11 protein-coding genes are annotated in these 12,696 nt (G+C 67.3%); 8 read left to right on the plus strand and 3 right to left on the minus strand.

Annotated features, from left to right (window positions below; all coding sequences use genetic code 11):
* Positions 1–52 precede the first annotated feature (52 nt).
* The 6 genes from ACPCHZ_RS09090 to ACPCHZ_RS09115 are packed head-to-tail and all read left to right on the plus strand — an operon-like array spanning position 53 to position 6,690.
* Positions 53–1,054, plus strand: a complete 1,002-nt coding sequence (locus tag ACPCHZ_RS09090) for a sugar-binding transcriptional regulator (protein WP_423484418.1) — start codon at positions 53–55, stop codon at positions 1,052–1,054.
* Between the two features lie 29 nt (positions 1,055–1,083).
* Entirely contained in the window at positions 1,084–2,451 is a 1,368-nt protein-coding gene (locus tag ACPCHZ_RS09095) for an ABC transporter substrate-binding protein (RefSeq protein ID WP_423484419.1), read from the plus strand.
* Positions 2,451–3,434 carry a carbohydrate ABC transporter permease gene (locus ACPCHZ_RS09100; protein ID WP_364975169.1) on the plus strand — a complete coding sequence of 328 codons (984 nt, stop codon included), beginning with the start codon at positions 2,451–2,453 and terminating at the stop codon, positions 3,432–3,434. Before ACPCHZ_RS09095 ends, ACPCHZ_RS09100 begins: the two co-directional genes overlap by 1 nt.
* A 1-nt stretch (position 3,435) precedes the next feature.
* Positions 3,436–4,305 (plus strand): carbohydrate ABC transporter permease, encoded by an 870-nt coding sequence (locus ACPCHZ_RS09105; protein WP_423484420.1) that lies wholly within the window; start codon positions 3,436–3,438, stop codon positions 4,303–4,305.
* Positions 4,306–4,334: 29 nt separating this feature from the next.
* Entirely contained in the window at positions 4,335–5,417 is a 1,083-nt protein-coding gene (locus tag ACPCHZ_RS09110) for an ABC transporter ATP-binding protein (RefSeq protein ID WP_423484421.1), read from the plus strand.
* 4 nt (positions 5,418–5,421) lie between these two features.
* Positions 5,422–6,690 (plus strand): DUF4032 domain-containing protein, encoded by a 1,269-nt coding sequence (locus ACPCHZ_RS09115; protein WP_423484422.1) that lies wholly within the window; start codon positions 5,422–5,424, stop codon positions 6,688–6,690.
* A 99-nt stretch (positions 6,691–6,789) separates the two neighbouring features.
* Here ACPCHZ_RS09115 and ACPCHZ_RS09120 read toward each other — a convergent pair whose 3' ends face one another.
* Positions 6,790–7,014 carry a hypothetical protein gene (locus tag ACPCHZ_RS09120; RefSeq protein WP_423484423.1) on the minus strand — a complete coding sequence of 75 codons (225 nt, stop codon included), beginning with the start codon at positions 7,012–7,014 and terminating at the stop codon, positions 6,790–6,792.
* Positions 7,015–7,046: 32 nt separating this feature from the next.
* Here ACPCHZ_RS09120 and ACPCHZ_RS09125 point away from each other — a divergent pair, with 32 nt between their 5' ends.
* Positions 7,047–9,314 (plus strand): ATP-dependent DNA ligase, encoded by a 2,268-nt coding sequence (locus ACPCHZ_RS09125; RefSeq protein WP_423484424.1) that lies wholly within the window; start codon positions 7,047–7,049, stop codon positions 9,312–9,314.
* 6 nt (positions 9,315–9,320) lie between these two features.
* On the opposite strand, the gene ACPCHZ_RS09130 is transcribed toward ACPCHZ_RS09125, so the two are convergent.
* Both ACPCHZ_RS09130 and ACPCHZ_RS09135 read right to left on the minus strand, forming a co-directional pair.
* On the minus strand, positions 9,321–10,154 hold the full coding sequence (locus ACPCHZ_RS09130) for a hypothetical protein (protein WP_423484425.1): 834 nt from the start codon (positions 10,152–10,154) through the stop codon (positions 9,321–9,323).
* Positions 10,155–10,363: 209 nt separating this feature from the next.
* A complete protein-coding gene (locus tag ACPCHZ_RS09135; RefSeq protein ID WP_423484426.1) occupies positions 10,364–11,365 on the minus strand; it encodes a LacI family DNA-binding transcriptional regulator in 1,002 nt (333 codons plus the stop codon).
* A gap of 152 nt (positions 11,366–11,517) precedes the next feature.
* On the opposite strand from ACPCHZ_RS09135, the gene ACPCHZ_RS09140 reads away from it, so the two are divergent.
* On the plus strand, positions 11,518–12,696 hold the full coding sequence (locus ACPCHZ_RS09140; RefSeq protein ID WP_423484427.1) for a Gfo/Idh/MocA family protein: 1,179 nt from the start codon (positions 11,518–11,520) through the stop codon (positions 12,694–12,696).

The following is a 12,696-nucleotide window of genomic DNA, read 5'->3' on the forward strand; positions in this document are numbered from 1 at the left end:
ACGCACCCCTGAGCAAATGCTCATGGTGACGACGCGAGAGCGGGGTGGAGGAATGACGGTGACGACGGATCGCGCCGCGACGGCGAGTCGCGTCCAGCCCGAGGACCTTCGTCTGGCGCTTCGCGCCGCAACGCTCTACTACCTCGACGGACTCACCCAGGCCGAGATCGCCGCACGCCTCGGTGTCTCGCGCCCGACGGCCGGCCGGCTGGTGGCCCGCGCCAAGGCCCGCGGCCTGGTCCGCATCGAGGTGGTGGTGCCTGCCGACCTCAGTGACGACCTGCACGCCGAAGAGGAGCGTGAACTCGAGCAGCGGTTCGGTCTCACCGAGGTGGTGGTCGCCGGACACGGTATGGACATCGGTGCGCCTGGCCGCCCGCCCGCCTACGCCAGCGTCGGCCGTGCCGCCGCGGCGCTGCTGATGCGCCGCCTCACCCCCAACGACGTGCTCGGCTTCACCTGGGGGCCCGAGCAGGTGGCGGTGGCGACGGCGCTGACCGCCGGTGTGGCGACGTGCCGGGCCGTGGTCCAGCTCGACGGCTCCATGTCGAGCGCCGCCTACCAAACCGGTGTCGAGCTGATCCTCAGCCGCTGCGCGGACACGCTGCGCGCCAACACCATTCGCCTCCCCGCCCCGCTGTACGCCGACCCGTCCACGGTGGCGTCCATGCGCAGCGACTCGATGATCTCGCGCACGCTGGAAGCCGGCAGGCGCGCCGACGTGATGCTGTTCGGCGTCGGCGCGGTCTCCACCTCGACCACCCTCTTCGAGGGCAGCTTCCTGGACACCCGGATGCTCGACGAGCTGATCTCGATGGGTGCCGTCGGCGAGATCGGCGGACGGTTCTTCGATGCCGACGGTCGGCCCGTCGACAGCGAGCTGCAGGCCCGGGCGGTGTCCGTTCCGCTGGAGGACGTTCGGGCGTGCAAGAAGACCTTGCTGATCTCCAGCGGTGCAGGCAAGCACCAGGCCACGCTGGCCGCCCTGCGGGGCGGCCTGGCCAAACTCCTCGTGTGTGACATCGATTGTGCCCGTTGGCTACTCGCCCGATGACTGTGCAGTGAAAGGTAGGTACTCCTGAGATGACTCGACGAAGAGTGCTCAAGCAGATGGCGGCGTGCGCCGCCGCGGTCGGGCTGACGTTCACCGCCGGTTGCGCGGGTGCGGGCAGCCTGGGTGCATCGGACAACGAGGTGACCATCGCCCTGGTGTCCAACTCGCAGATGGCCGACGCCCAGGAGCTGTCGACCGAGTTCGAGAAGGAGAACCCCGGCGTCAAGCTGAAATTCATCTCGCTGTCGGAGAACCAGGCACGGGCGAAGATCACCATGTCGACGGCCATGGGTGGAAGTCAGTTCGACGTCGCGATGATCAGCAACTTCGAAACCCCGCAGTGGGCCAAGGACGGCTGGCTGCTCAACCTCTCGGACTACGCGAAGAACACGCCGGGGTACGACGAAGAGGACTTCATCCCGTCGCTGCGGGAGTCGCTGTCCTACGAGGGCAACATGTACTCGGTTCCCTTCTACGGCGAATCGTCGTTCCTGATGTACCGCAAGGATCTCTTCGAGCAGGCCGGCATCAAGGTCGACCAGAATCCGAACTATCAGCCCACCTGGCAGGAAGTCGCCGGCTGGGCGAAGACCCTGAAGACCGGCGACCGCGCCGGAATCTGTCTGCGCGGCAAGCCGGGCTGGGGTGAGGTGCTCGCACCGCTGGACACGGTGATCAACACCTTCGGCGGCCGCTGGTTCGACGACCAGTGGAATGCCCAGCTCAACAGCCCCCAGGTGAAAGAGGCCGTCAACTTCTACGTCAACACGATCAAGGAATCCGGCGAACTGGGTGCCTCCTCGACCGGATTCCAGGAGTGTGCCAACCTGTTCGGGCAGGGACAGACGGCCATGTGGTACGACGCGACGTCGGCGGTGTCGGTGCTCGAGGACCCTGCGACCTACCCGGACCTCGTCGGCAAGATCGGCTACCTGCCTGCGCCGATCGTCGAGAAGCCCAACTCCGGTTGGCTGTACACCTGGGCCCTCGGCATCCCGAAGGCCGCCAAGAACCCCGACGGCGCGTGGAAGTTCATCTCGTGGATGACCAGCAAGGACTACATGAAGCTGGTCGGCGAGAAGCTGGGCTGGGCGCGGGTGCCACCGGGTAGCCGCACCTCCACCTACACCGAACTGCCGGAGTACGAGGCGATCTCGAAGTCCTACGGTCCGTTGACGCTGAAGTCGATCGAGAGCGCCACGCCGAACAAGCCTACGGTGCAACCGGTGCCGTACACCGGCATCCAGTTCGTCGGCATCCCAGAGTTCCAGGACCTCGGGACGCGGGTGAGCCAGCAGATCAGCGCGGCGATCGCCGGGCAGAAGTCCGTCGACGAGGCGCTGGAGCAAGCACAGTTGTATGCCGAGGTCGTCGGCAAGAGCTACCAGGAGAAGTGATGACTACAACTTCGGTAACCGCCGGATCCACGGCCACGGCCGACGAGAATGCCGTCGCCGAACGGGTTCGCAAGATCAAGGAGTCGCAAGGCGTCGGCGTGAGTCGCGCCGAGGGATGGCGACGGCGAGGTCCGCTGCTGCCCGCCCTGATCTTCATGATCGCGGTGACGCAGGTGCCGTTTCTGTTCACGCTCTACTACTCCACGCTGTCGTGGAACCTGGTGCGGCCCGGCTCGCGTCAGTTCGTCGGATTCGACAACTACGTCGCGGTCATCCAGGACAGCCAGTTCTGGTCGGTGGCGGGCAACACCGTCATCCTGATCGTCGGGGTGGTGCTGATCTCGGCAGCGCTCGGATTGGGAATCGCGCTGCTGCTCGATCGCGCGTTCCTCGGCCGCGGTGTGGTCCGCACGCTGTTGATCACCCCGTTCCTCATCACACCCGTCGCGGGTGCATTGGTCTGGAAGACGACGATCCTCGACCCCAACAACGGCATCCTCAACTGGGTGCTCTCGCTGGTGGGAATCGGTCCGGTCGACTGGATCGGTCAGTTCCCGCTGGCCATGGTGATGGTCGAATTGATCTGGCAGTGGACGCCGTTCATGATGCTGCTGATCCTGGCCGGCCTGACGTCCATGCCCCGCGACCAACTCGAGGCGGGCCGGGTGGACGGTGCGACCGGGATCCAACTCTTCCGGGAGCTGACCCTGCCGCATCTTCGGCGCTTCATCGAACTCGGCGTCGTGCTCGGCGCGGTCTACCTGGTCAACACCTTCGACGCGATCTTCATGATGACGCAGGGCGGGCCGGGTGTCGCCAGTGCCAACCTGCCGTTCTACATCTATCAGCGCGCGTTTCTCGGCTTCGACATGGGGCAGGCGGCGGCCATGGGCGTGGTGGTCGTCATCTTCACGATGATCATCGCCAGCTTCGCGCTGCGGTTGATCTTCAAATCATTCTCTGGCAAGGAAGAGGCGGCCTAGCATGACTACTACTGCCGAAAGGACCACGGCGACCAAGGATGTCGCTCCGGTCCGCAAGAAGAAGTCCAAGAAGTTCAGCCCGTGGGGCATCGTGGCGTGGCTGGTCGGACTCGGCTTCTTCTTCCCGGTGTTCTGGATGGTGCTCACCTCGTTCAAGGCCGAGAGCGACGCGGCGACCAATCCGCCGAAGCTGTTCTTCGTCCCGACGCTGGACCAGTATTCGGCCGTCTTCAATCAGGGCATCGGGCCGGCCATGCTGAACTCGGTGTTCGCCACGGCGATGTCGACGATCCTGGTGCTGCTGCTCGGTGTGCCCGCGGCGTTCGCGCTGTCGCTGCGGCCGGTCCGCAAGACCTCCGATGCGTTGTTCTTCTTCATGAGCACGAAGATGCTGCCCGTCGTCGCGGCGATCCTGCCGCTGTACGTGATCGTGTCCAACATCGGCCTGCTGGACAACATCTGGGCCCTGGTGATCCTGTACACGTCGATGAACCTGCCGATCGCGGTGTGGATGATGCGGTCGTTCTTCCTCGAAGTGCCGGGCGAACTCCTCGAGGCCGCCAGCCTGGACGGCGCGAGCCTGTGGCGGTCGGTGCGAGAGGTGATCCTTCCGTTGGTCTCGCCCGGCATCGCGGCGACGGCGCTCATCTGCGTGATCTTCGCTTGGAACGAGTTCTTCCTCGCGGTGAACCTGACCGCGGTGAACGCACAGACGATGCCGGTGTACCTCGTCGGCTTCATCGCCGGTGAGGGACAGTACTGGGCCGTGTTGTCGGCGGCCGCGACCATGGCGGCGCTGCCTGTGATCCTCTGCGGGTGGTTCGCCCAGAACAAGCTGGTGCGCGGACTCTCGTTCGGCGCGATCAAGTAAACGTCAGAAAACGAACCGGGAGAAGAACAATGGCATCGATCACCTACAGGAACGCCTCCTGCATCTACGAAGGCTCCGACAAACTCGCGGTCGACGACCTCAACCTCGACATCCAGGACGGCGAATTCGTCGTCCTGGTCGGACCGTCCGGTTCGGGCAAGAGCACCGCACTGCGCATGCTCGCCGGACTCGAGGACATCGACGAAGGCGCCATCGAGATCGGCGGCAAGGACATGACGGGCGTGCCGTCCAAGGATCGCGACATCGCCATGGTGTTCCAGAACTACGCGCTGTACCCCAACAAGACCGTGGCCGAGAACATGGGTTTCGCACTCAAGCTGCGGGGCGTCTCCGCTGACGAGCGGCGCAAGAAGGTCGAGGACGCCGCCAAGATCCTGGACCTCACCGAGCACCTGGATCGCAAGCCCGCCAAGCTGTCCGGCGGTCAGCGGCAACGCGTCGCGATGGGCCGCGCCATCGTGCGCGAGCCGCAGGTGTTCTGCATGGACGAGCCGCTGTCCAACCTGGACGCGAAGCTGCGCGTGCAGACCCGCACCCAGATCGCCGCGCTGCAGCGGCGTCTCGGCACCACCACCGTCTACGTGACCCACGACCAGGTGGAGGCGATGACGATGGGCGACCGGGTGGCCGTGCTGCGCTTCGGCAAGCTGCAGCAGTTCGCCTCACCGAACGAGCTGTACGACCGGCCGGCCAACGCGTTCGTCGCCGGCTTCATCGGCTCGCCGGCGATGAACCTGCTGACGGCTCCCGTCGTCGCCGACGGTGTGCGGATCAGCGAGGATTCCACGTTGCCGCTCGAGCGCGAGCATCTGACCAAGCTGCACGAGGCCGGCGTCGACAAGGTCACGCTCGGCATTCGGCCCGAGGACCTCGAGGTGTCGCCGGGCGGCGGCATCGACGTCGTCATCGACCTCGTCGAGAACCTCGGCAGCGAGACCTATCTGTACACCCATGCACATCCCGACGTGGAGTTGGTGGCGCGGTCACTGTCCCGCACCCCGGTGAAGCTGGCCGACACCGTCGAGTTGCGGATGAATCCGGAGGGCAAGGTGCACCTCTTCCATCCGGAGACCGGCGAACGCCTGAACTGACATCATGCGCCCGCCGGAACTGAGGCTGCGGGCCCCCACGGCGGGTCTGCTCGCCTTGCCGTGGGACCTGCCGTTGGTGCAATGGAAGGCTCCCGACGTCCCACTGCGCGACATCGCGGTCGGACCGAGCCGGCACCTGGTGAAGTTCGTCGAGGCCGACGGCGCGCTATGGGCGGTCAAGGACATGCCGCCGCGGGTTGCGGCCAAGGAGTACGACGTGTTGCGCCGTCTCGAGGAGATGGCGCTGCCCGCGGTGCGTCCCGCCGGCCTGGTAGTGCAGCCCCAGTTCGACACCGCGATCCTGTTGACCCGCTACCTGGATGGGTCGTGGCAGTACCGCCGGCTGTTCATGCGGCTGCCGCCCGACGAGCCGAAGCACCGCGCCCGGCTGCTGGACGCGATGGCCGGCCTGCTGGTGGAACTGCATCGCCATGGCGTCTTCTGGGGTGACTGCTCGCTGGCGAACACCCTGTTCACCCGCGACGGGCAGCTCCTCGCCGCCCACCTCGTCGACGCCGAGACGTCCGAGGTGCACCCGTCGCTGAGCCGCGGGCAACGCCGGCAGGATCTGGACATCATGGTGCAGAACGTGGCGGGCGGCATGATTGACGTGGCCGAGCGCATCGGCGCCTCGGAAGCGTTGCAGGACAAGCTGATCGACGAGGCCAAGCAGGTCGAGAGGCGTTACCGGGATCTGTGGGACGCGCTGCACGCCGAGCCTGTGTTCGCCTTCACCGACCGCTACCGCGTCGAGGGCACCATCCGCCGGCTCAACGACCTCGGCTTCGCCGTCGACGAATTGTCGCTGCACCCGGACAGCGCCGATCCCAGCCGGCTGCGCGTGCACGTCGTCGTCGGCGACCGCCGGTACCACGCGCAGCGTCTGCGAGACCTCACCGGCCTCGACGTCGGAGAGGGGCAGGCCGCGATCCTGCTCGGCGACCTGCACGCCTACCAGGCGCAGCTGGCCCGCGAGGCCGGCCACGACGTCGACGAGTCGACCGCCGCACGGCTGTGGGTGATGGAGGTGCTGACCCCCTACGGCCACCTGGCGCATCAGGCCGTCCACGGCACCGGCACGCAGATCCAGGCGTACTGCGACATGCTCGAGGTGCGGTGGCTGCTCAGCGAGAAGGCCGGCCGCGACGTCGGCACGAACAAGGCCCTGGCGGCGCTGGCGGGTGACGTCATCCCGGTCGACTCGGCGGCGAAGCTGGCCGTCGCCGAGGTCCCGACGGCGCCGTTCGCGGTGTTGAGCGCCGACGACGACTAGCGGAGCTGCGCTTTTGCGTTGAGATTGCACACAGATCGCGAAATCACTCGGAATTGCGAGCTGTGTGCAAAGTCAACGCGGAACTCGCGAACAGAAGCCTCACACGGCGGGGTCGTTGCCGGGGTCGAGCCCCACGGGCACCTGCGGGTTGGCGCCCGGCGCGTCGTGGGTGAAGTGCTGGTGGGCCATCGGCCTGCAGTTGTCGTCCATCGGCGACTGATCGCCCGAGCAGTAGGGCACCCAGTCGCGTGGATCGGCGGCGGCCTGCGGCGCGGCGATCACGGCGCCCGCCGCGATGATGCACGCCGCGCACAGGATCTTCACTGGTACGACGCTACAACGGGTAATACCGTCGTGTGGTGGATCAACTCGGGCGGGTGCGGCTGACCAACCCGGACAAGGTGCTGTACCCGGCGACCGGGACCACCAAGGGTGAGGTCTTCGACTACTACGTGGCGATCGCCGACGCGATGGTCCCGCACATCGCCGGCCGCGCGGTCACCCGCAAGCGGTGGCCGAACGGCGTCGGCGAGCTCGAATTCTTCGAGAAGCAACTCGCCTCGTCGGCACCGGAATGGCTGCATCGCGAGAGCGTCGTGCACAAATCCGGGACGACGACCTATCCGGTGATCGACACCCGCGAGGGGCTGGCGTGGCTCGCCCAGCAGGCGTCGCTGGAGGTGCACGTCCCGCAGTGGCGCTTCGTCGACGGCAAGGTCGGCCCGGCCACCCGCATCGTCTTCGACCTCGACCCGGGCGAGGGGGTAACGTTCCGCCAGCTGTGCCAGGTCGCCCACGAGGTGCGCGACCTGATCACCGACATCGGCCTGACCACGTATCCGCTCACCAGCGGCAGCAAGGGGCTGCACCTGTACGTGCCGCTCGAGGAGCCGATCAGCTCGCGGGGGGCGTCGGTGCTGGCGCGCCGCGTGGCCCAGCAGCTCGAGAAGTCGATGCCCAAGCAGGTCACCGCGACGATGACGAAGAGCCTGCGCACCGGCAAGGTGTTCGTCGACTGGAGCCAGAACAGCGCCGCGAAGACGACGATCGCGCCGTACTCGCTGCGCGGCCGCGACGAGCCCACGGTGGCGGCGCCGCGCACCTGGGACGAGATCGACGATCCCGACCTGCGGCACCTGCGGTTCGACGAAGTGCTCGAGCGGGTGGAACGCGACGGCGACCTGCTCGCCGAACTCGACGAGCAGGTCCCGCTGGCGGATCGGCTGACGACCTACCGCAGCATGCGTGACCCCGGCAAGACGCCGGAACCCGTGCCCGCCAAGGCGCCCGCGGTCGGCAACAACGACAAGTTCGTCATCCAGGAGCACCACGCCCGGCGGCTGCATTACGACTTCCGCCTCGAACGCGACGGCGTCCTCGTCAGCTGGGCGGTGCCGAAGAACCTGCCGGAGACCCCGAGCGTCAACCACCTCGCCGTGCACACCGAGGACCATCCGATGGAGTACCTCACCTTCGCCGGTGAGATCCCGAAGGGGGAGTACGGCGGCGGCGAGGTCTACGTCTGGGACACCGGCACCTACCAGACCGAGAAGTTCAACGATCACGCCCCGGACGGACCTGCCAAGGGCGGCGAGGTGATCGTCACCCTCAAGGGCGAGAAGGTCAGCGGCCGTTACGCACTCATCCAGACCGACGGCAAGAACTGGCTCGCCCACCGGATGAAGGAGCAGGCGCAGCCCACTCCGGGCGATCTGGCGCCGATGCTCGCCACCGAAGGGTCGGTGGACAAGCTCAGGGCGAATCAGTGGGCGTTCGAGGGGAAGTGGGACGGTTACCGCCTGCTGGTGGACGCCGACCGCGGCACGCTGACCCTGCGGTCGCGGCGGGGCCGCGACGTCACCCGCGAGTACCCGCAACTGACCGCGCTCGGCGCAGACCTCGCCGACCACCACGTCGTCCTCGACGGGGAGGCGGTCGCCCTCGACGAGTCCGGGGTGCCCAGCTTCGGCGAGATGCAGAACCGGGCGCGCTCCACCCGCGTCGAGTTCTGGGCGTTCGACATCCTGGCACTCGACGGCCGGTCGTTGTTGCGCGCCAAGTACTCCGACCGACGCAAGATCCTCGAGGCGGTGGCCGAGGGCACCGGCCTGATCGTTCCCGACCGGTTGCCGGGCGACGGCCCGGAGGCGCTGGAGCATGCGCGCAAGCAGCGGTGGGAGGGCGTGGTCGCCAAGAAGCTGGACTCGACGTACCAGGCGGGCAGGCGGTCGTCGTCGTGGATCAAGGACAAGATCTGGTGCACCCAGGAGGTGGTGCTCGGCGGGTGGCGCGAAGGCACGGGCGGACGCACCAGTGGGATCGGCGCCCTGATGCTGGGCATCCCCGGCGCCGACGGCGCGTTGCAGTTCGTCGGGCGGGTCGGCACCGGCTTCACCGAGAAGGAACTGGCGAAGCTCAAGAAGACACTGACCCCCTTGCAGACCGACGAATCGCCCTTCGCGGCACGGCTTCCGACGCAGGACGCCAAGGGCGTGACGTTCGTGCGGCCGGAACTGGTGGGGGAGGTGCGCTACAGCGAGCGGACGTCCGACGGCCGGCTGCGCCAACCGTCCTGGCGCGGTCTACGGGCGGACAAGACGCCCGACGAGGTCAGGTGGGAGTAGCAGCCGCTACGTAGGATCGCCGTTCGGATCGCACGGTACGACGTGACCGTCGTCGATGAGACTCAGGGTCACTCGCATCTCGTCGGGTTGAATGCTGCCCGCCCAGTCGGCGTACGGGTGATCGAGGAACGCCACCACGAGCAACGCCGACGTGACGAGGGCGGACACGAACGCGATGGGAACCGCCTGAACGACGGCGCTTTCGCGGCGGTCGGCCTGGACGCACATGTAGATGAAGATCGCCGACGCACCGATCCCCAGCACGATCCACAGCGGCGGCGGCACCGACGGATCGATCTCAGCGGCGCGGGCACGGCGGCCGTCCCTGCGCTGTGCCTGCTGGTCGAACCACTGCGAATAGGCCGCTTCCTGTTTGGGGTTGGTCGGATCGGTGGCCGCGAAATCGAAGACCGTCGCGTCGACCCAGTGCTGCACGGTCTCCGATCGTTCGCCGCGCGCCATCGCGGGCCATTCGTGGTTGACGACTGCACGCGAGTAGCAGATGAGGTCGCCGTGCAGGCGTTCCCCCTGGTGCCCTTCGAGCACATCGGCGACGTTGTGCAGCTCGGTGACCGCGATCGCCTCCATGCTGCCGCCGTCTCGCGCGCGTTGGTAGTTCTGCAGTGCGTAGAAGATCGTGAAGGCCATCAGCACCGCGAACATGGTGCCGATCACCGTGAGCGCGCCCGCGGCGCGGGTGCTGTCGATGAACCAGCCGGGGTCGGGCGCGCGCCTACGGGCGAGAAGCTTGACGACGACGACGGATGTCACCACGACGACGAGCACCAGAGCCGCCAGCCACGTCAGCATCTGCCGGCCTGCTGCCTGCCACTTCTCCATGCCAGAGCCAAGGCCCCGACCTGTTCGACGTGTAATGCACGGCCCATGTAATCCCCATCATCAAGGGCGGTGCATCGCTGCGATCACCGCCCGCCGATTGTCGGGCATGCGGCGCCGTAACGGGTACGGAACCCGATTTCTCGATTTCCGAGCGGGCCGCAATGAGCTCGGCGGTGCGCGGCGGACGTGACCGCTGTCAGGGGCAACGTTCACCGGGGTGGTGCGGTCGTTGCTCTGATGACGAGTTCGGGTGTCAACAGGAACGACCGAGCGTCTGTGCGACCCATGTCGAGGCGCTCGATCACGGCTGCGACCGCGTGATCGGCCTGCTCCTGCGGCTTCTGGCCGACCGTGGTGAGATCGATGTGGCCCAGTCGCGCCAGCATGCTGTCGTCGTACCCGGTGACCGACACCTCACCGGGAACGTCCACTCCGGCGCGCCGCAGCGCGTCCAACACACCCGCACCCAAGCGGTCGTTGGCGCACACGACCGCCGTGGGCAGCGGCCCCTCCAGCAGTCGTTGCGCGGCAACGATTCCGGCTGACTCGGTGAAATCGGCTTCGATGACCTCTGCATTTCTGTCCAGACCGTGCCTGCGCATCGCGCGAAGGTAGCCGTTGCAGCGATCGGTTGCGATCACCCCGGACCCGCCGGAAACGTGGACGACCTCACGGTGGCCGAGCCCGACGAGGTGATCGACCACCGACGCGATACCGCGGCCATCAGCGGTGCGTACGACGTCCAGTTCGTCGGTCCGGACACGCCGTCCGATGACGACGGAGGGTATTTTGCCGCCGAGGTCGGCCAGTTCACTCACCGATAGTTCGGGGCCGAGCAACAGGATTCCCTCGCAACGAAAGTCGAGCAGGGTCTCGATCACCTTGGCCTCGCCATGGGTGGGGGTGACCGCCCCGAGCACGATCTCGTAGCCGGCCCGGTCGGCTGCAGCGACGATGTGTTCGGCGATCTCCGTGTGGAAGCTGTTGCGGATGTTGATCGTGACACCGAGATGATGGGACCTGCGGGAGGTCATCAACGCCGCGGTTCGGTTGACCCGGTAACCCAGCTCGTCAGCGGCGGCGAACACCCGCTGACGGGTTTCCGCGCTCGGCCCGGCGGCATTGCGGAAGACCAGCGACACCAGTGCCTTGGACACTCCGACCTTGTCGGCGATGTCCTGCATGGTCGGCCGATCGCGATCCCTCGCCACGTGCACCTCGTTTCGACCAGCCCGGCAGGGGTTGACAGCCGGGTGTGACAGCGCTCATAGTAGCGGAGTTAGACCGGTCTAGTAGACCGGACGAAGGAACCACAGGCAGATATGCGCACGACGGCGTGTCAATCAGACGGGAGCAGCAGGGAGTGACGAAGCCATCGGTCGGAGTCGCCGTCATCGGCGGGGGAATGGCCGGCCGGGCACATGCCGCCGGATACCGTTCCGCCACCACCGTGTTCGGCACCGACCGTCCCGACGTGCGACTCGTCGCTGTCGCCGACACCAATCAGGCCGTGGCCGACGACACGGCACGCCGGTACGGGTTCGGGCGGGCGGAGTACGACTGGCGGGCGATCGCCGAGGCGCCTGACATCGACGCCGTCAGCGTGGTGGTGGCCAACCATCTGCACCGCGAGATCGTCGAGGGCCTGCTGGCCGCGGGCAAGCACGTGCTGTGCGAGAAGCCGTTGGCGGGATCGCCGGCCGACGCCGAGGCGATGGTCGCCGCCGCGGACGCTTCCGACCGCGTGACAGCCGTCGGCTACACCTACCGCCGTTCGCCCGCTGTCGAGCAGATCCGGCGCGAGCTCGCCGGCGGCACGATCGGCGAGCTGGTGCACTTCAACGGGCATTACTGGTGCGACTACGCGCTGGATCCGACGTCGCCGATCACCTGGCGCTACCGGGGCGGCCCGGCCACCGGTGCCCTCGCGGACGTCGGCAGCCACCTGATCGATCTGAGCGAATTCATCTGTGGCGCGATCACCGAAGTGGGCGGCGCAGCCTTCGCCACCGTGATCAGGGAGCGGCCCGTGCCGCTCGGCGTCACCTACGGTCACACCAAGGGCGCCGTCAGCGACGAGTTGGCACCCGTCGAGAACGAGGACGTCGCGACATTCACGGCGACGTTCGCCAATGGTGCGGTGGGAACGTTCTCGGCGTCCCGGGTCGCCCACAACCTGCCCGACGGGTTGGGCTTCGAACTCTTCGCCTCCACGGGATCCGCGGCGTGGAATCTGCACCGTCCGGGCGAATTCGAGATCTCGACCGGCGGGGGCCGCGCCGAGCTGAGCGGCCCGCGACGCGTGATCGTCGGACCCGACCACCCGTACATCCGCGGCGGCCTGCCGATGGACGCCGGTGGCGTCGGACACGGGGTTGCCGACCTGTTCGTCTACCAGACCCGTGCCTTCCTCGACCAGATCGCCGGGATCGGCGACCTGGGGCCGCTGCCCGACTTCCAGGCCGGTCTGCACGGACTGCGCGTCGTCGCCGCCGTCACCGAATCCGCCCAGTCGGGCGGCACCACCGTCAAAGTCGTCTGA

Source organism: Mycobacterium sp. NPDC050041, assembly GCF_049541695.1.
Classification (GTDB): domain Bacteria; phylum Actinomycetota; class Actinomycetes; order Mycobacteriales; family Mycobacteriaceae; genus Mycobacterium.